The sequence below is a fragment of the Dyella sp. 01L423 genome (genome assembly GCF_056399945.1).
This window is the reverse complement of the sequence record NZ_JBFTSI010000004.1, coordinates 176764-198971: the sequence shown is the minus strand read 5'-3', so window position 1 is coordinate 198971 and position 22208 is coordinate 176764. Positions and strand designations below refer to the sequence as shown.

14 protein-coding genes are annotated in these 22208 nt (G+C 64.9%); 8 read left to right on the top strand and 6 right to left on the bottom strand.

Annotation, left to right across the window (positions count from 1 at the left end; genetic code table 11):
- Nucleotides 1-16: 16 nt before the first annotated feature.
- Together AC1DMY_RS13550 and AC1DMY_RS13545 are read right to left on the bottom strand one after the other, a co-directional pair.
- Nucleotides 17-2614, bottom strand: coding sequence for a glycosyltransferase family 2 protein (locus AC1DMY_RS13550; protein WP_477165456.1), 2598 nt, complete (start codon nucleotides 2612-2614; stop codon nucleotides 17-19).
- 129 nt (nucleotides 2615-2743) lie between these two features.
- The gene (locus tag AC1DMY_RS13545) at nucleotides 2744-3334 is read right to left on the bottom strand and encodes a helix-turn-helix transcriptional regulator (protein WP_477165455.1); all 591 of its coding nucleotides are present in this window, start codon (nucleotides 3332-3334) and stop codon (nucleotides 2744-2746) included.
- Between the two features lie 197 nt (nucleotides 3335-3531).
- Between AC1DMY_RS13545 and AC1DMY_RS13540 the strand changes: the two genes are divergently transcribed.
- The gene (locus AC1DMY_RS13540; RefSeq protein WP_477165454.1) at nucleotides 3532-4584 is read left to right on the top strand and encodes a class I SAM-dependent methyltransferase; all 1053 of its coding nucleotides are present in this window, start codon (nucleotides 3532-3534) and stop codon (nucleotides 4582-4584) included.
- 198 nt (nucleotides 4585-4782) lie between these two features.
- On the opposite strand, the gene AC1DMY_RS13535 is transcribed toward AC1DMY_RS13540, so the two are convergent.
- Nucleotides 4783-5250 (bottom strand): Dps family protein, encoded by a 468-nt coding sequence (locus AC1DMY_RS13535; RefSeq protein ID WP_477165453.1) that lies wholly within the window; start codon nucleotides 5248-5250, stop codon nucleotides 4783-4785.
- A 278-nt stretch (nucleotides 5251-5528) separates the two neighbouring features.
- Here AC1DMY_RS13535 and hrpA point away from each other — a divergent pair, with 278 nt between their 5' ends.
- Entirely contained in the window at nucleotides 5529-9590 is a 4062-nt protein-coding gene (hrpA, locus tag AC1DMY_RS13530; protein ID WP_477165452.1) for an ATP-dependent RNA helicase HrpA, read from the top strand.
- Nucleotides 9591-9680: 90 nt separating this feature from the next.
- Here the strand turns inward: hrpA and AC1DMY_RS13525 are convergent, their stop codons facing one another.
- On the bottom strand, nucleotides 9681-10157 hold the full coding sequence (locus AC1DMY_RS13525; protein ID WP_477165451.1) for a hypothetical protein: 477 nt from the start codon (nucleotides 10155-10157) through the stop codon (nucleotides 9681-9683).
- A 113-nt stretch (nucleotides 10158-10270) separates the two neighbouring features.
- Here AC1DMY_RS13525 and AC1DMY_RS13520 point away from each other — a divergent pair, with 113 nt between their 5' ends.
- The 5 genes from AC1DMY_RS13520 to AC1DMY_RS13500 all read left to right on the top strand — a co-directional run bounded on the left by AC1DMY_RS13520 (nucleotide 10271) and on the right by AC1DMY_RS13500 (nucleotide 18056).
- A complete protein-coding gene (locus AC1DMY_RS13520) occupies nucleotides 10271-12406 on the top strand; it encodes a RelA/SpoT family protein (RefSeq protein WP_477165450.1) in 2136 nt (711 codons plus the stop codon).
- A gap of 75 nt (nucleotides 12407-12481) precedes the next feature.
- A complete protein-coding gene (locus AC1DMY_RS13515; RefSeq protein WP_477165449.1) occupies nucleotides 12482-14206 on the top strand; it encodes a tetratricopeptide repeat protein in 1725 nt (574 codons plus the stop codon).
- Between the two features lies 1 nt (nucleotide 14207).
- The gene (locus tag AC1DMY_RS13510) at nucleotides 14208-15053 is read left to right on the top strand and encodes an SDR family oxidoreductase (protein ID WP_477165448.1); all 846 of its coding nucleotides are present in this window, start codon (nucleotides 14208-14210) and stop codon (nucleotides 15051-15053) included.
- Nucleotides 15054-15195: 142 nt separating this feature from the next.
- The gene (gene mrcB / locus AC1DMY_RS13505; protein WP_477165447.1) at nucleotides 15196-17523 is read left to right on the top strand and encodes a penicillin-binding protein 1B; all 2328 of its coding nucleotides are present in this window, start codon (nucleotides 15196-15198) and stop codon (nucleotides 17521-17523) included.
- A 2-nt stretch (nucleotides 17524-17525) separates the two neighbouring features.
- Nucleotides 17526-18056 (top strand): tetratricopeptide repeat protein, encoded by a 531-nt coding sequence (locus tag AC1DMY_RS13500; RefSeq protein WP_477165446.1) that lies wholly within the window; start codon nucleotides 17526-17528, stop codon nucleotides 18054-18056.
- 72 nt (nucleotides 18057-18128) lie between these two features.
- Here the strand turns inward: AC1DMY_RS13500 and AC1DMY_RS13495 are convergent, their stop codons facing one another.
- Nucleotides 18129-18680 (bottom strand): helix-turn-helix domain-containing protein, encoded by a 552-nt coding sequence (locus tag AC1DMY_RS13495; RefSeq protein WP_477165445.1) that lies wholly within the window; start codon nucleotides 18678-18680, stop codon nucleotides 18129-18131.
- A 2-nt stretch (nucleotides 18681-18682) separates the two neighbouring features.
- Here AC1DMY_RS13495 and AC1DMY_RS13490 point away from each other — a divergent pair, with 2 nt between their 5' ends.
- A complete protein-coding gene (locus tag AC1DMY_RS13490; protein WP_477165444.1) occupies nucleotides 18683-21538 on the top strand; it encodes a TonB-dependent receptor domain-containing protein in 2856 nt (951 codons plus the stop codon).
- A 276-nt stretch (nucleotides 21539-21814) separates the two neighbouring features.
- Here the strand turns inward: AC1DMY_RS13490 and AC1DMY_RS13485 are convergent, their stop codons facing one another.
- Nucleotides 21815-22195: a VOC family protein gene (locus tag AC1DMY_RS13485; protein WP_477165443.1), complete on the bottom strand. Its 381-nt coding sequence runs from the start codon at nucleotides 22193-22195 to the stop codon at nucleotides 21815-21817.
- Between the last annotated feature and the right edge of the window lie 13 nt (nucleotides 22196-22208).

The following is a 22208-nucleotide window of genomic DNA, read 5'->3' as shown; positions in this document are numbered from 1 at the left end:
GCGAAAGCTCTGGTTTTTAGCCTGCCTTGTCGCCGGCCTTGTGCGCGATCCACGCGCCAATCACCGCCGATACGTACGGAATCGACTGCGCGGCAAGGATGAACATCCACAACGTGCCTTCGACATAGCTTGTGCCAAAGCGCAGACCCATGCCGACGATGCAGCCGACCAGCGCGATGGCCATGAGCAATTCCTCGCGCACCGGGGCGAATGCGGCGAAATTGCTTCCGCCCAGGCGGCGGCTCTTGGCCGTCACCACGAACGAAGTCTTCTCGCGCGTCAGGCCATGCAGGATGCCGCGCGCGATGGCGTGCGACAGGCTCATGCTGGCCAGCGACGCCATCAAGGTGTCGTACCAGCTGCAGGGCACGCGCACGCGGTACAGCACGATGCCGAAAATCGCCTTGGCGAAGAAGAATCCGATCACCGGGATCAGGAACAACTGCATCGGCAAGTTGAAGATGGTGGGGAAGGCCACCATGCCCGCGGTCCAGAAGATCGCCATCATGGTGAAGATAAGGTGCAGCGCATCGGCAAACCAGCTGAACCAGCCGGTGAGGAAGTGGAAGCGCTGGCCCGCGCTGAGCGGACCCTTCTGGGTCATCCAGTTCCAGCGGCCCTTGAGGATCTGCATGGCGCCGAAGGCCCAGCGGTAACGCTGGCTCTTGTATGCCTTGAAGTCCGCGGGGGTGAGGCCCTTGCCCATCAGTTCGTCGACGTAGACCAGCTCGTAGCCCGCATGCATCAGGCGCAAGCCAAGCTCCGCGTCTTCGCAGATGGTCCATTCGGACCAGCCGCCGGTGCCTTCCAGCGCCGAGCGGCGCACCATGGTCATGGTGCCGTGCTGGATGATGGCGTTGCGCTCGTTGCGATGGTGCATGCCGATGCGGAAGAAGCCGTCGTATTCCCACGCGGTCATGCGGCGGAAGCGGTTGTGCTCATAGTCGCGATGCGCCTGCGGGCACTGCACCACGGCCACCTTCGGATCGTGGAAGTAACCCGTGAGCGAGGCCAGCCAGTCTTCGCGCACCACGTAGTCGGCATCGATCACCGCCACCACGTCCGCGCGCGGATCGGTTTCCTTCAGGCCGAAATTCAGCGCGCCGGCCTTGAAGCCCGGCCACGGTTCCAGATGGAAGAAGCGGAACTTGCTGCCCAGCTTTTCGCAGTATTCCTGCACCGGCTTCCAGATCGCCGGATCCTTGGTGTTGTTGTCGATCACCAGGACTTCGTAGTTCTCGTACTTGAGCTCGGCCAGCGAATCGAGCGTGACGAAGACCATTTCCGGCGGCTCGTTGTAGCAGGCCAGATGGATCGACACGAAAGGCTGCTTCTCCACCGGATCGGGCGGCAGCAGGCCGGCATGGCGCACCCAGCCACGGCGCCACAGCACTTCGGTGAACTCAAAGCCGTTGATCAGCAGGATGGCAAGAATGGCGATCTGGGCCGGGAACAACAGCACCAGCATGGTCCAGTCGATCCAGCTCAGGTAGAAATTGAACGGCAGCGTGGCCGACCAGGTGACCAGGCCGCAGGCGAGTTGGATCAGCGCGCAGAAGAAGAACCGGCCGGTGAGCTTGAAGCGGCTGTAGCGGCGCGCGAACCAGACCATTGGAATCAGCGCGAGCAGGCTGGCGCCCAGCGCCTTCCACGGCCACGCGGTGTCCTCGGTCACCGGTCCGGTGAAGGGGAATTTGGGCTGGCGATCGGCGTTGAACATGCCCCAATACGCTTCGGTGCGGCCCGACAGCGCTTCCTTCCAGGGCTGGTCGAACGCTTCCATCACGTAGTAATCGATGTTGCGCTTCTTCGCTTCGTTGAACCACGTACGCAGGAAGATCGCTTCGTTCGATACCGACGGGTCGGCGTACCTGTAGCGATCGCCGTTTGACGGCCAGCCGATTTCGCCGATCACGATCGGTTTGTTGGGGTAGAGCTTGCGAAGATTGTCGTAGCTGCCTAAGGCCGCGCGCACGGCAGCGCTGCGGTCGATGCCGTTCCAATACGGGAACAAGTGCACCGTGATGAAGTCCACGTGCTCGACAAGCTCCGGATATTTGATCCAGATGTGCTCAGGTTCGGCGATGGTCACCGGCTGATGGATCGCCGCGCGCACGCGGTCGGCGTAGGCCATCAGTCGTTCCGGCGTGACATCGTTGCGGAACAGCACCTCGTTGCCCACGACCACGCGGTTGATCGAGTTGGGATAGCGACGCGCCTGCGCAATCAGCGTATCGACTTCGTTTTCGTTGTTGTCCAGGCGCCGGTCGATCCACGCGCCGGCCATGACCTGCAGGCCATCCTTCTCTGCCAGGCGATAGATCTGTGGATTCTGCAGCGTCGAATACGTGCGGATGCGCGGCGTGTAGCGCTTGAGCAGCTTCAGGTCGCTGTCGATCTCCTCGTCCGACGGGAAATCGTTCTTCAGCGGATTCTGGTAGCGCTGGAAAGCGGACAGGGCGAAGCCACCGATCGGGCCTTTCCAGTCTTCGGGGCCGTGCGGCAGGTTGCTCCACCACCAGAGGCCGATGTTCATGGCCGCCACGATCAGGGCAAGCAGAATGGCTGCGAGCAGGGGGTGCTTGCTGTCGTGGTTGGTTGTACTCGCGCTCAAAACGATCCCCGTGGCTGCCTCACACGAGGCCGAAAAGCATTGGAAGCTTAACCACGCGCGGCTTTTGTCTCAATCGAAATGGGCCAGGATGGTCAGCGTAAGCTCAGGCCGCTGTTGGGCCGGCCGCGCTCACCGGCAGGGAACAGCCATCCGGCATAGTGCGGCGACCAGGGTGGCCTGGCTGTGCTGGACGGTTTTTTCAAAGACATGCTTGAGGTGGTTGCGCGCCGTGCCCTCGGCCATTGCCAGCAGCCGGGCGCAGTCACGCAGCTCATGGCCATCGGCCAGCATGCCGGCCAGGGCCGCCTCGCGCGGGGTCAGGCCGAACGCCACCGCCAGCGCCTCCGGTGGCAACGGCCGTAGATGTTCAGGGGTTGTGACGAGCACCACGACTTCTGGCGGCGGGCCCGGCAGTGGCGACAGGCGCAGCAGCCAGGGGGCGGCGCGTCGGGAGCGGCGCCGTAGGGCCAGATAGTGGGGCCGGGCCGGGCGCCCGTCGCTGCGCATGGATGCGGCGGCCAGGGCGATGGCGTGGTGCAGCCGTCGCGTGTCCGCCGTGCTGGCTGCTTTCAGGCCGGCGGGGCTCACCAGAAGGCCGTCACGTCGCGCCAGCAGGTCTCGGGCCTGGTGATTGAGAAAAGAAGGGTGGGCCTGCGCGTCCACCAGGATCACGCCGATCAGCAACTGATCGAGCAATTGCTGCAACAGCGCTGCGCGCACGCCTCCGCTAGGCGCCATCGGCACCTGGGATTCCCCTGCGGATAAGTGTCCCAACGGGCGTGGCATGTCGGACTCCTGCCACCGGCCTAGTCCTTTCGCGCTGTCCGGTATGGGACAGGCGCATTCGTCACGGCCAGCGTATCCAGGAAGTTCCATCCTACTCCACTGCCCTGAGGGCGGTGTCGCGGAGCACTGTCATGGCGATCGATGAACAAAGACTTCACGCTTTCCTGGGACGAGCCGTTGGCGATCTGGGGGCCGCCATCAGTGCCACGCTGATCCAGATCGGCGACGAGCTGGGATTTTACAAGGCGCTTGCCAAGGAACGCCTGACCCCGGCCGAACTGGCCGAACGCACCAGCACCAACGAACGCTACGTGCGCGAGTGGCTGGGCAACCAGGCTGCGGGCGGCTACGTGGAATACGACGAGGCCTCCGGCCGTTACGGCTTGAGCGAGGAGCAGGCCTTGTGCCTGGCCGACCCGCACGGTCCAGTGGATGTGCCGGGCGCTTATTCGATTGTCGAGGCGCTGTTCCATGCCAAGAGCCGCACGCTGGAACACTTCCGCAACGGTGAAGGCATGGAGTGGGGCGAGCATCATCCCTGCCTGTTCCATGGCACCGAGCGCTTTTTCCGCGCCGGCTACAACGCCAACCTGATTGGCGCCTGGCTGCCGGCGCTCGATGGCGTGGTGGACAAATTGCGCAAGGGAGGGCGCGCCGCTGACGTTGGCTGCGGGCATGGCGCAAGCACCATCCTGATGGCCAAGTCCTTTCCCACCTCGCAGTTCGTCGGCTACGACTACCACGCACCGTCCATCGACGTGGCGCGCGAACGTGCCGCCGAAGCGGGCGTGGTCAACGCATCGTTCGAAGTGGCCGACGCCACTGGCTACAAAGGCAAGGATTTTGACCTGATTGCCTTCTTCGACTGCCTGCACGACATGGGCGATCCGGTCGGCGTGGCCAAACACGCGCGCGGTGCGCTCAAGTCCGATGGCAACTGCATGATCGTGGAGCCGTTCGCCGGCAACCGCGTGCAGGACAACCTCAATCCGGTGGGGCGCGTCTATTTCGGCGCCTCGGCGCAGATCTGCGTGCCCGTGTCACTGGCGCGCCACGGCCCCGCGCTGGGCGCCCAGGCGGGTGAAGCGAAATTGCGCGAAGTGGTAGTGGATGGCGGCGGCTTCCAACGCTTCCGCCGTGCCGCGGAGACGCCGTTCAACATCGTGCTGGAGGCGCGGCCCTGAGCATGGTGCCTGAGAGCCAGTTCAGATATCCCTCTGCGCCCCGTTTTCCTCACCGTCATTCCCGCGAAAGCGGGAATCCAGTGCCTTTTCACGGTGCATGAAGGCACTCGATTCCCGCTTTCGCGGGAATGACGGTGAAGGGAAGCCGTTACCCACGGATCTTCAACAGGCCTTCAGGACCACCGCTCACCTTGCCACTTACTTCAACAACGACCGCAGCATCCAGGCCGTTTTCTCATGTTCTTTCAGGCGGCCCGTCACGATGTCGGCCGTACCTTCGTCCCCTGCGCCATCAGCCACCTTGATCACCTGGCGCGCAGTATGCGCAGCGATCTCGTGGCCTTCGACCAGCTGGCTCACCATCTCCTTCCAGTCCGGCACGCCTGCCTCTTCCTTGATCGAAGTGAGCTTGCCGAACTGGCTATAAGAGCCTGGCGCGAACACGTCCAGCGTGCGGATGCGCTCGGCCACTTCGTCGGCGGCCAGCCAAAGTTCGTTGTACTGCGTCTCGAACATGGTGTGCAGGCTGTTGAACTGCGGACCGGTGATGTTCCAGTGGAAGCTGTGCGTCTTCAGGTACAGCGAATACGTATCGGCCAGCAGCTTGGACACCTGCTCACCAATCTGTTCCCGGTCCTTCTTGGCGATACCGATGGAAATGGCCATGTGGTGCTCCTTGGGAGGGTGATGAGAGGGAAGCTGGACTCAGGTTAGTGAGGTGATTCCTGCGGGGGAAATGAATCCTTCTGATGCCGGCGATAGGTCTGAGCTATCACCTGGTTGAACCGGTTACCGCAGAGAGCTGGCGTCGCCGGTAGCGCATATCGAGGCTCGCGCGGCAAGCTGCCGCAGTCCGCCGCCCTGGATGAGCCGGCACGAGCAGGGCGCCGTTTTTTTTTCAGCGGTCCCGCGCCAGCCGCTCAGCGGCTATCATCTGCGGTCCGATGACTCCGACCGCATCCAACGCCGCCTCCACCGATGCGCGTCTGCGTCCGTTGCGCCAGGCGCTCGACGACGTATCGACCCGCGACCAGGGCCGCCTGCTAGGCCGGTGGCGCGAGTTGTCGCGCCGTTTTGACGAGAAAAAGCTGGCTGCGCTTACCCGCGACATCGAAGCTTCGGTGGCTCGCCGCAAGGCGCGTGCGGATGCCAAGCCGGCGATCAGGCTGGATGAATCGCTGCCGATCACCGCGCGCGCCGAGGAAATCGTCGAGCTGATCCGCAAGCACCAAGTGGTGGTGATCGCCGGCGAAACGGGTTCGGGCAAGACCACCCAATTGCCCAAGCTGTGCCTGGCGGCGGGACGTGGCGAAGCGGGCATGATCGGCTGCACCCAGCCGCGCCGGCTGGCCGCGCGCTCGGTGGCACGCCGCGTGGCGGAAGAACTGGCAACGCCGCTGGGGGAACAAGTCGGCTTCCAGGTGCGTTTCAACGACCAGGTGTCCGATCGCACCCTGATCAAGTTCATGACCGACGGCATCCTGCTCGCGGAGACGCAGGGCGATCCGTGGCTGAGCGCGTACGACACCATCATCATCGACGAGGCGCACGAGCGCAGCCTCAACATCGACTTCCTGCTGGGTTACCTCAAGCGGTTGGCGGTAAAGCGTCCGACGCTGAAGATCATTGTCACTTCAGCCACCATCGACACTGAGCGATTCGCGGAACATTTCAGCGGCGCGCCCATCGTGTCGGTGGAAGGGCGCGCCTATCCGGTGGAAGTGCGCTGGCGCTCGGTAGACGAGGTTGCTGCACGGCGCGGCCAGCGGGCGGGCGACCTGCAGCAGGGCGGTGCCGACCATGTGGCCGCCGTTCTCGATGAGATCACCCATGACGATCCGCGCGGCGACGTGCTGATCTTCCTGCCCGGCGAACGCGAAATTCGCGACGCGCATTTGCTGCTCTCGCGACGCCAGTACCGCGAAACCGAAGTGATGCCGCTGTACGCGCGGCTGTCGGCGGGCGATCAGGATCGCGTGTTCAAGCCAGGCGTCAAACGCCGCGTGGTGCTGGCCACCAATGTGGCGGAAACCTCGCTGACGGTGCCCCGCATTCGCTATGTGATCGACACCGGCCAGGCGCGCGTCAAGCGCTACAGCCAACGCAGCCAGCTGGAACGACTCCATGTGGAGCCGATTTCGAGGGCGGCCGCTGACCAGCGCAAGGGTCGTTGCGGTCGAGTAGGCCCGGGCACCTGTTATCGCCTGTACGACGAGGCCGATTTCGAAAGTCGCGCCGCGTACACCGATCCCGAATTGCTGCGCTCCTCGCTGGCCAACGTCATCCTGCGCATGCTGGCCTTGCAGCTGGGCGAAGTGGAGGACTTTCCGTTCCTCGAAGCGCCCGATCCGCGCGTGGTGGCGGATGGCTATCGCCGCCTGGCGGAAATTTCCGCCATCGACGATGCACGGCGATTGACGCCCACCGGCCGCACGGTCGCCAAGCTGCCGATCGACGTCCAGCTGGCACGCATGCTGGTGGAAGCGCAGCAGTTGCACAGCCTGCGCGAAGTGCTCGCCATCGTATCGTTCCTCAGCATCCAGGACCCGCGTGAGCGGCCGGCGGACGCGCGCCAGCAGGCCGATGCGGCGCATGCGGCATTCGCGGATCCGAAATCCGATTTCGTTGGCGTGCTCAACCTGTGGCGCGATTACGGCAAGGCGCACGAAGACCTGACGCAGTCGAAGCTGCGCGACTGGTGCACGCGGCACTTCCTCAGCTTCATGCGCATGCGCGAATGGCGCGAGCTGCACCGGCAGTTGCTGCTGGTGGTGCAGGAGCTGGGGTGGAAATTGGAAGCCCCCACTTCTCCTTCTCCCCAGCGGGGAGAAGGCCGGGATGAGGGGCCAACCTTGCGGGGAGCTGCAAAGGTGACGGCTGTTGTCGCGGCGAAGAAGGATAGGCAGCCTTCCCGCGAGCACCCACCGCTCACTCCAGCCCTTTCCCCGGAGGGGAAAGGGAGTAAAGGCGATGACGAAGCCTCGAAACAATTCGAAGCCATCCATCGCAGCCTGCTCGCCGGCCTGCCCACGCAGGTGGGTCACAAAGACGAGAAGGGCGTCTACCGCAGCACGCGCGAACGCCGCTTCCAGGTGTTCCCGGGCTCGTCGCTCTCCAAAGTGCCGCCGAACTGGATCTTCGCTGGACAGATACTCGATGTCGGCGGTCGCGTGTGGGGCATGATGTGCGCCCGCGTCGAGCCGCTATGGATCGAGCAGCAGGCCGCGCATCTCTTGCGCGCCTCCTGCCGCGATGCCCACTGGTCGCGCAAGCGCGGTCACGTTGTGGCGTACGAGCAGGTGAGCCTGTTCGGGCTCACTCTGGTCGAACGCCGGCCGGTCACGTTCCAGAAGCAGGATCCCGCGCTCGCGCACGAGATCTTCCTGCGCGAAGCGCTGGCACGCTGCGATATCGATGCGCGCGCAGACTTCATCCGCGCCAACCAGCGTGTGCTCGAAGACGCACGCGGCATCGAGGCCAAGCAACGTCGCGAAGGCCTGCTTCGCCACGAAGACGAGCTGGTCCGTTTCTTTGAAGGCAAGCTGCCGCAGGACATCGCGGACACTCGGGCGCTCGATGCGTGGTATCGCAAGGCGCGCCCGGCGGAACAGGCTGCGCTGCGTTGGTCGATTGACGATGTGATGAGCGGTGGCGCCGGACTCGATCCGAAGGCGTTCCCGGCTTCGCTGGACGTACCACCGCAGAAATATCGCCTCGAATACCGCTTCGTCCCCGGAGACGATGCGGACGGCGTCACCCTGCATCTGCCTCTGGCCATGTTGAATGCCTTGCCCGCCGCGCGTTGCGAGTGGCTGGTGCCGGGTCTGCTCGCCGAAAAAATCGCCGAGCTGATCCGGGGATTGCCGAAGGCCTTGCGGCGAAACTTCGTGCCGGCTCCGGATTTTGCGCGCGCCTTTGTGGAAGCCGAAACGCCGCGCGACGAGCCGCTGACCAAGGCGCTTGCTGTATTCCTCAAGCGCGCCACCGGCGTCGATATTTCTGCCGCCGAATTTGATCAGGTGGCCTTGCCCGCACACTTCCGCATGCGCTATCGCCTGCACGACGAGAACGGCAAGACGCTTGCGACCGGGCGCGACCTCGCCGCCATCCGTGCGCAGTGGGAAGGCCAGGCCCGCGAGGCGTTCTCGCGCAAGACCGATATCGAACTCACGCGCGAAGACATCGCCAGCTGGGATTTCGAGGAGATTCCCCAGCAGGTGCGTTCGGCCGGTGGCTTGCTCGCGTTCCCCGCGCTGGTCGACCTTGGTGACGCGGTGGCGCTGCGTGTGTTCGAGCGCAGCGACGAAGCGCGCGAAGCGCATATACACGGCGTGATCCGCCTGCTGCGCAACGCATTGGCAAGCGACATGAAGCAGGCGCGACGTCGCTTGCCGGTCGGCAATCCGCTCGCCTTGAAGTACGCGCCACTCGGCGGCGTGGACGGCCTGCGCGAGGATCTGGTCGAAGGCGGCTTGCAGGACCTGCTGGCGCGCTACGAGCTCAACGTGCGCACGGCTGGCGCGTTCGAAGCCTTGCATACGCAGGCGTCGCGGGAGCTGTTTGGCGCCGCCGTCGAACGTTTGAAATTGGCCGAACCCATCATCGAAGCGCAGGCCGATCTCAAGCCCTGGCTGCAACCGCCGCTGATGGGTTTTGCACGGGCGAGCTACGACGATTTGCGCGAGCAGCTTGACGCGCTGCTCACGCCCGGTTTCCTGCGCGAACTGCCCACCTCACGGCTGGCGCACTATCCGCGCTACCTCAAGGCCATGCGTTTGCGCGCCGAACGCTTGCGCCAGGATCCGGCCAAGGATCAGCAGCGCCTGTTGCAGGTGTCGCCGTTCTGGCGCGATTACCTCAAGCATCGAGCGGCAGGCAGCGAAGGCCTGGACGAGTTGCGCTGGTTGATCGAAGAGTGGCGAGTGTCGCTGTTCGCACAGGAGCTGAAGACGCCCGAGCCGGTCTCGGCCAAGCGCTTGATGCGCGCGCTGGAAAACCTCGCCTGAGCCATTCACTTGTAGGAGCGCACCCTGTGCGCGAACCGATGCCGCGAGGCATCGGCAGCCGCGCGCAGAGCGCGCTCCTACAAGCGAGGATTATTTCACTCGCGTGATGGGTGCCGTGTCATTGCAGCCGTCCACCGCCGCCATCCAGTTGCCCATCAGCGAGCGGCGGATGGCAATCTTCGGATTCTCGCTGGTCATGCAGGACACACGGGTGCCGTCGGCCTGCTGCCACACCTGGTTGTTGTCGAGGGTGAGCTGGGTATGGCCAGTGAAGCCCGCAAACGAGCCCTGCACGCGCGCCTGCACCGGGCCAGCCTTTTCGGCGGTGGGGTAGAACACCGGCTTGCCGCTCTGGTCGACCACCTTGGTCACGACCTTGCCGTGACCGCTCAGCCAGTTGTCGAGGTTCTTCAGTTCTTCCGGCGACAGCTTGTCCAGGCCGGCCGCCTTGAACTCTTCCGGCGTCATGCGCTGTTGCAGCGGCAGCACCTGGTCGGCAGCGAACGCGGCGACGGGAACGGCGAGAGCGACACTCATCAGCAACAGCAGCGAACGGGCCAGACGCATGGGGTAGTCCTCTAGGGGCAAGGGGTGAAACGTTGCCGGCGCAGCATACACGGCATGAATCGCCGGTTCATGCAGGCGCCGGGAAACCAGGGTGACTGCATTAGAATAGCGGCATGGTTCAAGCCGTCCTCCATGCAAGCTCGGGTCTCGCCGAGTGGCGCGAACGCGCCGGCAGCGTGCCGCCCATCCTGGGCGAGGCGCTGGACACCTGCGCCGTGCTGCCCATGAACCAGGCCGAATGCGTGGACGTGCTGGAGCTGCTGGCCATGCTGGGCTGCGATGCCCAGACCCAGGCCGCCGCCCTGTGGTTCGAGGTGTCGCGCATCGATCCGGCCTTGTGGGCATTGCGTGAAGCCAACTTGCCGCCTGAGCTGCAGCGGCTGGTCAGTGGCCAGCTCGCCGCGGAAAAAGTGTGGGCGCTGCATGCACAGCACGGCAGCGACCGTGGCGCAGAAGGGCTGCGCCGCCTGTTGCTGGCCATCATCCGTGACTTGCGCGTGGTGTTCATCCTGCTGGCGCGCCAGCTGGCGCATATGCGCGCCGCGAGCAGCCTGCCGGACAGCGAGCGCCAGGAGCTGGCACGCCTCACGCAGGACATCCACTCACCGCTGGCCAATCGCCTGGGTATCTGGCAATTGAAGTGGGAGCTGGAGGACTTGAGCTTCCGCTACCTGCAACCGGAAACTTATAAGCGCATTGCGCGGTTATTGGACGAGCGGCGCGTCGATCGCGAAGACTTCATCCGCGAATCGCTGGACGCGTTGCAACACTCGCTGGCAGCGGCCGGCATCCACGCCGAACTCGCCGGCCGGCCGAAACACATCTATTCGATCTGGAAGAAGATGCAGCGCAAGTCGCTGGAATTCTCCGATCTCTACGACATCCGCGCCATCCGCGTGCTGGTGGATTCCGTCGGCGACTGCTACGGCGCGCTCGGCGTGGTGCACACGCTGTGGCCGCACCTGCCGGGTGAGTTCGACGATTACATCGCGCGCCCCAAGGGCAACGACTATCGCTCCCTGCACACGGCCGTGATCGGACCGCGTGGCAAGACGCTGGAAGTGCAGATCCGCACGCAGGAGATGCATCGCATCAACGAGCTCGGCGTGGCCGCGCATTGGCGCTACAAGGAAGGCGGTGCGGGCGACAGCGAATTCGAGGCGAAGATCGCCTGGATGCGCCGCCTGCTCGAACCCCGTCCGGACAGCGACGGCGATCTGGCCGCCGACCTGCATACCGAGCTGCTCGAAGACCGCGTCTACGTGCTTACGCCCAAGGGCGAAGTGGTGGACCTGCCGCACGGTGCCACCGTGTTGGATTTCGCCTATCACGTGCACACCGAAGTAGGTCATCGCTGCCGCGGCGCCAAAGTCAACGGACGCATCGTGCCCCTGACGTTCCAGCCTTCCAGCGGCGATCGCATCGAGGTGCTGACGGCGAAAGTGGCCGAGCCCAGCCGTGACTGGCTGTCCTCGCATCATGGCTATCTGCATACCTCGCGCGCCAAGGAGAAAGTGCGCACGTGGTTCCGCCGCATTGCGCACGATGCCAATCTCGCCGCCGGGCGTGCGATCTTCGAAAAGGAGATCAAGCGACTGGCGCTGCCCGCGGCCGACCTCGGCAAGTTGCCCGCGCATTTCCATCTGAAGACGCACGACGAATTGCTGGTGGCGCTGGCGCTCGGCGAAGTGGCGCCTGGCCAGATCGCACGCGTGTTGCAAGAGGCGGCAGCGCCGCCGCCTGCTGCACCGCCACCCTCGGCTGCCGCCCAGGCAAGGCAGGCGTTGCGCGATCACAGCGCGCTAAGTATCGAGGGTGTCGGCAATCTGCTCACCACGCTCGCGCGCTGCTGCCAGCCGTTGCCGGGTGATCCGGTGCGCGGCTTTGTGACCCGCGGTCGCGGCGTGTCCGTGCATCGTGCCGATTGCGCCAGCCTGGCACGTCTGGCCCGGCGCGATCCGGATCGGGTGATCGAGGTGGAGTGGGGCAAGGCTGCCGCCCGGGCCTACGAAGTGGACATCGAGTTGAGCGGCTACGACCGCAAGGGCTTGCAGAAGGACGTCACCAGCCTGATCAGCAATATGGGCACGCACATCATCGCGTCGTCCAGCCGGCTGTTGGGCCACACGGGCGAAGTGGAGATGCGCTTCACCCTGCGTGTACGCGACTTCGAGCAGCTGTCGGGCCTGCTGAGCCGGCTGGTGGCGCTGCCCAACGTGGTCGACGCACGCCGCGTCAGCGGAGCCTGAACACCGTGCGTTCCCACCCGGGAGCGGCAGCGGCGCAATGTTAAGCTGCCCACGTTAACCCACCTTCGTGAACCCATGAACGGACGCAAAGACCAGCACGACCACGGGTCGTCGGGCCGCACCGAGCCCACCCTTGGCAACCTCGACAACCTGGACGAGCCGGCGCCCCAGTCCCGGGAGGACGACGGGCTGCCCAAGTTCACGCTGGATCCCGATCTGCGCCGCGGTGGCTCGTCGCGCCCGCCCGCGCACCGTCCCCGGCGCCGCGGCTGGCTGGTGCCGGTGGTAGTGCTGATTGCCATCGGCATCGGTACCTCGCTGTGGATCGGCCAGGACCGATTGCGCGGGCTGGTGCCGAACACCGAACTGGACGGCATCCTGGGGCGTGCGGAAACCGCGCTGCAGGACGGCCATCTCGATGGCAACGACGGCAGCAGCGCGCGCGAATTGTTCGAAGCGGCGCGTGCGCTTCAGCCCGACAACGACCGTGCCCGCGACGGCCTGCGCAACGTGGGTCAGGCCGAGATCGCGCGAGCGGATGCCGCACTGCAGGCCCGCAAGCTGGACGAAGCGGACCAGGCGCTCACCGCGGCTCGCGAATTGTTGGGCGGCGGCAGCGATGTCGATCGATTGACCCAGGCCTTGGCGGCGGCGCGCAACGGCGCCGTGCCCACCGATCGACTGGTGGACCAGGCCCAGCAGGCCTTCGCCGCGGGCAAGCTCGACGGCGACGACGGCGCAGGCGAACTGTATCGCCGCGTGCTGGCGGCCGATCCCAACAACGCCGTAGCCAAGCATGGCCTGGAACAGGTCGGCGACGCGATCGCCGGCCAAGTGCACAAGGCACTCGATGCAGGCGATCGCGCGCAGGCGGCGACCCTGGTCGATCGCCTTGCCGTGCTGCTGCCCAATTACGCCGAACTGCCCGCGCTCCGGGCAGCGCTGGTGCAAGAGAACCAGCAAAACAACGGCGCCCTCAGCGATGCCATCAAGCAGGGTCAGGACGCGCTGCGCGACGGCCGCATCGTGGGTCCCGGCGAGGACACCGCGCTGGCGCACTTCAAGGCGGCGCTGGCCATGGATCCGGACAATGCCGATGCCAAGGCAGGCCTGGGCCAGGTAGCGCAGGCGCTGATCGTGCAGGCCAATGCCGCCATCGATAACGCGGACGCTGCCCACGCACGCCAACTGCTGGATCAGGCGGCAGCCATCGCGCCGCATTCGGCGGACCTGGCAGCAGCGCGTGCCCGCATCGGTGGCGAAAGCCGCAAAGCGAACTCCGCGCAGGTCGCCAACGACATCGCCAGCGATGTCGCATCCGACAGCAACGACAACCTTCAGCATCCGCCGCTCACGCCGCAGCAAAGTGCGGAACTGGCCCGGACCATCCAGCGCGCCGATGCCGCTGCGCGGCAGGGCAACCTGATGCTGCCGCCGGGCGAGAGCGCCTATGACCTCTACCGCCAGGCCTTGGCCATGGACGGCAACAACGAAGCGGCGCGCCATGGGCTGGAGTCGCTGTCGGGTTTGGCCGTCCAGCAGTTCAACCAGGCGTTGGCCAGCGGCAATCTTCCGGCGGCAGGCAATCGACTCGCCGACCTGGCCGATCTTTCGCCGGGCAGCGCCAGCCAGGGCGAGCTGCGTAACCGTCTCGCTGGTGCCTGGATGGATCAGGCCGAACAGGAATTGCAGAACGGCGATCGCGCCAGCGCGGCGCAGGCGCTCGATAGCGCACGCAAGCTCGCACCCGGTAATCCGCGCCTCGCGACCTTGACCGCGCGTCTGCAATCGGGCGGTTGATATGACGGTGCTTGTGTTCGGGGCCAGCAGTCAGATTGGCCATTTCCTGCTGCCACGGCTTCGTGCGCGCGGCGAATCGGTGCTCGCGTTGAGCCGCCAGTCGCGGCAGGCGCAAGCCGGTGTGCATTGGCTGCAAGGCGAACTGCCCGGCCCGCTCTTCGACGTGGGCCGCCCCACGGCGGTGATCAACTTCGGTCCGCTGAATTTGTTTGCACAGTGGCTGGCCTCGGCCGGGTTGCCGGCGTCCACGCGTGTCGTCGCCACCAGTTCAATGAGCGCCGAGTCCAAGCAGGCGTCGGATGTGCCCGCCGAGCGCGAGCTCTCGCAGTCGCTGCGCGAAGGCGAGCTTGCCGTCGCCGCTGCCTGCGACCGGCTGGGGATGCCTTGGACCATTTTCCGACCGACGCTCATCTATGGCGCCGGTATCGACAAGAGCCTCACGCCGATCGCGCGTCGCGCCAGTCGCCTGCACATCTTTCCGTTGCCGGCCGGCAGCGGCCTGCGCCAGCCGGTGCATGCGGACGATATCGCCGCTGCCGTGGTGGCCGCACTCGATCATCCGGAGGCGGCCGGCCAGATCGTGCCGCTGGGCGGCGGCGAAAGGCTCACCGCGGGTGAGATGTTCGCCCGGGTTCGCCGCAGCCTCGCCACGTCCACGGTGCCGGTGCCGATTCCGGCCCTGCTGTTGCGCCTGGGTCGGCACGCGGTGCCGCGTCTGCGCGGCCCGCTGTCGCGGCTGGAAGCCGATCTGATTGCCGACAACACCTCGTTGCAGCAATTGCTGGGCGTGTCGCCGCGTCCGTTCCAGCCCGATGCGCGGTGCTGGGAGCCACAGCCTCCGCTGTAATACCGCCTCCGGCAATCCCAACTGGCCCGATGGGCGCCTCACCGGCGCCCGCTCCACGCCAGACATCGCGGCGCGCGTTCAGATGCCCGCCGGGAAGCAGGCCCTATGATCCCGGAGCCTCCCTGTTCAGGATTGCCCCTACTTGGACTTCATGACCCGTCTCCGCTCGATCTTCAGTGCCGTCTGGCCCTGGATCCGCATTCCGTTCTGGGTCTGCATGGGACTGCTGTTCGGCTTCGTGCTGCCGTACACGATGGTGCTCAACAAGCGTGTGCAGGATCGCTTCAACGATCTGGTGTTCGCGGTACCCACGCGCATCTACGCCAGGCCGCTGCCGTTGTCGGCAGGTACACCGATGACGCCTTCGACGCTCGAACTCGAGCTGACCTTCGCCGGCTATAGCAACGACGGCCACGCCGACGTGGCCGGAACCTGGATGAAAGAGGGCAGCACCTACACCATCGCCTCGCGCGGCTATGCCGGCCCGGATGGCGGCGAAGTACCCAAGCGCATCCGCGTCGCACTGGGCAAGGGGCAGGTCGCCAGCGTCAAGGATCTGGCCAACGGCAAGTCCATCGACGTGACCCATCTCGATCCCGCGCGCATCGCCACGGTGTACGGCTCGCAGCAGGAAGAGCGCCGCATCGTGCGCCTCACCGACGTGCCACCGCTCTTGCTGGGCGGCCTGCAGGCGGTGGAAGACCGCGACTTCAAGCATCACTTCGGCATCGATCTCACGGCCATTCTGCGCGCGACATTCGCCAACCTGCGTGCCGGCCACACCGTGCAGGGCGGTTCCACGCTCACGCAGCAGCTCGTGCGCAACCTGTTCCTCGATCGCGAACAACATGTCTCGCGCAAATTGAACGAAGCGCTGATGTCGATCCTCATCGAGGCGCATTACGACAAGAGCCGCATCCTCGAGGCCTACGTCAACGAAGTCTTCCTCGGCCAGCAGGGTGGTCAGGCCGTGCACGGTTTTGCCGCGGCCTCGGAGTTCTACTTCGGCCGACGCATGGAAGATCTCAAGCCCCAGGAAATGGCGCTGCTGATCGGCATGGTGAAGGGGCCGAGCTATTACGACCCGCGCCGCTATCCGGATCGCGCGCTGTCGCGCCGCAACCTGGTGATCGACCAGTTCGCCGAGACCGGCCTGATCACTGCTGAGCAGGCCAATGGCTACAAGGCGACGCCGCTAGGCATCGTTAGCAACGGTCAACTGCCGCACAACCGATTCCCCGCGTTCATGGACCTGGTGCGTTTGCAGATCACCTCGGACTTCGACGATGACACGCTTTCCCAAGGCAACCTGAGCATCTTCACGACGCTGGACCCGGCCGCCCAGGTGTACGCGGAACAGGCCATCACCACCACGCTCGGCGGCCTGGGCAAACGTGGCGAAGCGGCACAAGCCGCCGCCGTGGTGACCGAGGCGCAGACGGGCGCTGTGCTGGCCATCGTCGGCAGCAAAGTGCCCGGCGACCAGGGCTTCAATCGCGCGCTCGATGCGAAGCGCCAGATCGGATCGCTGGTGAAGCCGCTGGTCTACCTGGTGGCGCTGACCAATCCGGAACGCTGGAACCTGGCCAGTCCCGTGGAAGATTCGCCGATCAGCATGCGCCAGCCCGACGGCAGTTTCTGGACACCCAAGAACGACGAAGGCGATGTGCACGGCTCGGTGCCGATGGTCGATGCGCTCGTGCATTCGTGGAATCTCGCCACGATCAATCTGGGCATGAACATCGGCGTGTCACGCATCAAGGCGTTTCTCGAGTCGTTTGGTCTCACCAACGTCAACCCCAGCCCCTCGCTGCTGATTGGCGCCGTCGACATGTCGCCGCTGCAGGCCACCCAGCTCTATCAGTACATCGCCGCCGACGGCCATGCGCTGCCGCCGCTGGCGGTGCGCGGTGTGGTGGATGCGCGCGGCCAGACCATCAAGCGCTACGAAGTGAAGACCGGCACCGGCGAATACCAGCCGGCCGTGCGTCTGGTGACCTGGGCCATGCAGCAGGTCACCCGCTCGGGCACGGCGGCCTCGATTGGCAGCTCGGGCCTGTCGTATCTCAATGCGGCCGGCAAGACCGGTACCAGCAACGACATGCGCGACAGCTGGTTCGCCGGCTTCACCGGCGATCACCTCGCGGTGTTCTGGATGGGCCGTGACGACAACAAGCCCAGCGGCATGTACGGCGCCACCGGCAGCCTGCGCGCCTGGCAGGAACTGTTCAAGAAATTGCCCACCCGTCCGCTGCCGGCGGCACCGGGCCAGGGTCTGGAAATGGCGTGGATCAACCCCGCCGATGGCAAGCGTTCGGAAGAGGGCTGCGAAGGAGCGCGGCAGGTGCCGGTGGTCGCCGGTACACTGTCACAGGACGCCGAAGGCTGTTTCTGGCAGCACGTCGGCAATTTCTTCAGCGGCGGCGACGGATCCCCTGCGCCGGCTTCCTCCGCTCCTATCCGGGATTGATCATGTTTCGTCGTGCCCTTCGTCTTTCAGCCGCGCCCGTCTCGTTGGCCGTCCTCTTGCTCGCCGCGTGCAGCCAGCCCACGGCACCGTCGCAGGCCACGCGCCCGACCGTGTCCGACGATCAGATGCTTGCGGCCATCCACGCGGCCGGCGACAAAGAGAAGTCGGCCATTGACGTGAACCCGTTGCGCGATCCGGGTGTGGCCGCTCTGCAGGACGCCGCCGAAGGGGATCTGCGCGTGGGCAAGTACAACGATGCCGCCACCAAGCTCGATCAGGCGCTGAAGATCAGCCCCAACTCGCCGGACCTGCTGCAGGACCGCGCCGAGCTGGCCATCCGCCTGAAGGATTACGCCAACGCCGAGCAACTGGCGCATCGCTCATGGGATCTGGGCCCGAAGCTAGGACCGCTGTGTGCCCGCAACTGGCAGACCATCGCTGAGCTGCGCCGGCATGCGGGCGATGACGCCGGCGCTGCCAACGCCAGCAAGAGCGTGGCGCAATGTCATGTGGAAGGGATGCAGCGCTACTGAGCGACGCTTTCGCATAGGCAGGCGCAAGCCTTTTGATCGCACAAGAAAACGGCCCGCTATCGGGCCGTTTTGCTACTGCTCGGTCAGCAGCTGTACCAGCGCGTCGCGGCGACGCGCGCTGAGTTTGCGCATGATGTTGACCACGGCCCGCTCCTGCGGGCTGAGCGTCTGATAAGTCACCGTGGGCTCGCGCGCACCCGACACGCTCGGTGGGCGGCCCATCAGCAGCCAGTCAAGGTTGCTGCCCAGTTCGTCAGCCAGTTCGATCAGTCGCGACACTTCGGGTACGGCATTGCCGCCCAGCCACTGCCGTACCGCCTCGGTCGACACGCCGAAGCGGTTCGCAAGGGCGCCGCTTCGCGCACGCCCCGGCGAGATGCCGGCGTTATCGCAGGCCTGATGCAGGCGGTCTGCAAAACCCGCGTACGGTTTGCCTTTTTGTTTAGTAGGCAACTTAAACCTTTTGTTGTGAAAGCCAAATGCCAAGCCATTCTTGGGCTTTTCATCGACCCAGTTCACAACTTTGACTTGGTAAGAAGGCTCTGCTTTCGTGTGTTCTTGCGATGACCCCATCGCCTGGCAAGGGCCGTGCGCCCTCCGCCAGCCATCAAGGGAGAACTTCATCCATGACGCTGTTGCCACCCCGCCGCCGCTGGCGCCGCCTTGCCTTCTGGATCCTGCTTGCCCTGGCCGCCGCCGAACCCGCACTGGCCCAGTCGGCGCCGCCGAAAGCCAAGGCTGAAGACAAGCCACCTGTTGCGTCCCCCAAGGAGGCGAAGCGGATGGAGGCGATCCACGTCACCGGCTCGCTTATCCCGCAGGTGCTGGTGGAAACCGCCGCACCTCTGATCACCATCACGGCCAAGGACATGGAGGTACGCGGCTTCGCCAGCGTGGCCGATGCGCTCAAGCAATCCTCCTTCGCCGTAGGCAGCGTGCAGGGCGCGCAGACGTCGGCCTCGTTCACCCAAGGTGCGCAGACCTTGAGCCTGTTCGGCATGCCGGCGGGCTTTACCAAGTATCTCGTCGATGGCCGGCCGATGGGCAATTTCCCCGCGCTGTACAACGGGTCCGACGTGTTCAACAACCTGGCGGGTATCCCGATGCAGTTGGTCGACCGCATCGAGATCCTGCCGGGCGCCCAATCCTCCCTGTACGGATCGGACGCCATTGCTGGCGTGGTCAATGTGATCCTCAAGAAGCGATCGGAAGGACCCGTGCTCGATGCGCGTTACGGCTACTACCAGAGCGGCGGCGGCATCAGTCGCCGGATCAGTTTCAGCGACGGCTTCCAGCACGGACGCTTCACCCTGATGGGAGGCGTGCAGTACGAGAAGGTGGACCCGATCTGGGGTTACCAGCGCGACCTCACTGCACGGGTGAACCAGGATGGCACCAGCGCTCCGGTGGCTACCCGCGACTATCTGCTGATCAGCGGCACGACCGGCCGTTATATCAACGTCGATCGCGTGGATAGCAGCGCCTGTAGTCGCGTCACCAGGCAGTTCGCAGGTACCGAGGCCTTGCAGTCGCGTCCCGGCAACGGCACGTATTGCGGCTCGTTCTACTCGCCGGGCTACCGCACCTTGGCCAACGGCAGCGAAAGCGGTCAGCTCTACACGCATGCCACCTTCGACGCGGGCGAACACCTGCAGATGTATGGGGACCTCCTCTACAACTACAACGAAACGCGCTTCGCTTCCGGCTCCAGCTATACCTGGTGGGGTAGCAGCAGCAAGTACAAATACTTCTACGACCCCAAATTGCGCGACTACGTGCAACTGCAGCGAGCGTTTTCGCCTGAGGACATCGGCGGCTACGACTCGATCATGAACAAATACACCGAGAGTGCCTACATGCTCACGCTGGGCGCGAAGGGGCGGGTGGGCTCATCGTCGTGGGACTACGACATGGGCTTCACCCATTCCGACGACCAGTTGGAACAACGCAACTTCGCGCGCTGGACCGATCCCATCAACAACTACTTCCAGCAGCGCGTGCTGGGTCCCGACCTGGGGCCCGATCCGCGCGGCAGGGGGTATCGCAGTTTTTCGCCCGACTACGCGGCGTTCTATGCCCCCATGTCGCCCGCGGATTTCCGCAGCTTCACCGGCTTTGCCTACAGCCACAGCAAGACCTGGGACAATCTGCTGCGCGGCCAGCTGACCAGCGCCACGCTGGCCACCTTGCCAGGTGGTGACTTAGGCATGGCTGTTGTATTGGAAGCAGGTAATCAGGGCTGGGATTATTCGCCCGATGCCCGCCTGCTCAATGGCGGCGTATGGGGCACGACGGCGGTGCAGGGTGCCGGCCATCGCTCGCGCTACGCCGGAACGTTGGAGGCGCGCGCGCCGCTGCTGCAGCAACTGACGGCGGACGCCTCATTGCGCTACGACAGCTACGACGTGGCCGGCAAGCAGGTGGACAAACCGACGTGGAATACCTCACTGGAGTACCGGCCGTGGGAGACGCTGCTGTTGCGCGGCAAGGTGGGCACGGCCTTCAAGGCGCCATCGCTCGCCGATCAGTTTCAAGGGCTCAGCGGCTTCTACAGCAGCACCGTCGATTACTACAACTGCGCCGCGCTCGGTTACACCGGCGGCGCCATCGACAAGTGCCCGGCGCGTTATAGCAACGCGCAGTACTACGGCCAGCAAAGCGGCAATCCCAATCTAAAGCCGATCGAAGCCAGAGCATGGAGCTACGGTGTCGTATGGTCACCGCTGCCACGCTTCTCGCTCAGCGCCGACTACTTGCACTGGAATATTCAAGGCGAGGTGCAAGCACAGAGTGTGGATGATCTGCTGCGCGACGAAATGCTGTGCCGCCAGGGCAAGCGCGACGCCGCTTCTCCCTCGTGCCAGGCCGCGTTGTCGCAGGTGACCCGCAGCGCGGGCGTGAGCGATGACGGCACCGTCGGCACCATCACGTCGATCTACCGCGGCAAGGTCAACGTATCGCGGCGCGTTGTGTCGGCGCTGGTGATGGATGCGCGTTACGGCGTCGACCTTGGCCGCTGGGGCGATCTGAGCCTGCAGGCTTCCTATAGCGACATGCTCAAGCACGACTATCAGGCCTACCCCGGCGACGCCATGGTGGACACCCTGCGTGACCCCACCTGGAGCACCGACTTCAAGAGCCGCTTCAATGCCTCGGCCACTTGGCGCCTGCACGGCTGGCAAGCCACGCTCTACGGCAACCGGTATGGCAGTACACCGAACTATCTTGCTGACAACTACGGCTACGACTACCCGGGCGCCGGCAAGCTGGCGCCGTGGATCCGCTACAACGCCAGCGTGTCCTATCAGGCCACGCCCGCGCTGCAGCTGGCCATACAAGTGAACAACGTGTTCAACAGCATGCCGCCGCACGATGGCAGCTATCCCGGCACCAGCACGTCGCCCTACAACGGCAGCAACTACGACGTGTACGGACGAGCCTATTACGTGCAGGCCACTTATCGCTTCGGCGAACGCAAGTAGTTCCCACGTTGAGTTGCGAAGCGGGTGCGCCGCCCTTGACGCCCTTTCAGCGCGCATGGCCTAGCGTTCGCGTTTGATTGAGGCGCCAGTGACTAGGTGCAGCATGCATATCAACTAGTGGAGTGGCTCCTGCCCTTGGGAGCACACCTTGATGAAGCGTCACCCCCGATCGCGTTCCATCAAGGAAGCAAGCCGGATCCGCACGGGCGGTGCACGCCAGGAATAATTGGCGTGCATCCGGTTGCGGGCTCGTCGATTCAACAGGACGGGGAGCAGCTAAGCCCTGGCGCGCTCTTCCATCAGTCCGACCAGATTGCCGTCCGGATCGCGCAGAAAGGCCAGCCATAGCGTGTGGTCGGACAGCTCGGCGGTTGCCTGCGGCTCACTTTCGCCCACCGCGCCGTGATCGAGGAGGGCGCGGAAGCTGTGCTCGATGTCCGGGACCTTGAAGTAGAGAATGGAATTGCCGCCCACGCTGCCGTGGCCCTGCGGTGTCGACAACATCAGCCGTATGCCGCCGGCGTCGAGAAACGCCAAGTTGGTGGCGGGGCGGAACAGGAAAGGCAGCTCGAGGATGTCGCGGTAGAACGATAGCGCTGCATCGACGTCGCTGACGGTGACAGCGATCTGGCCGATGCCGGTGATCCGTGAGGACATGGCAAGGCTCCAC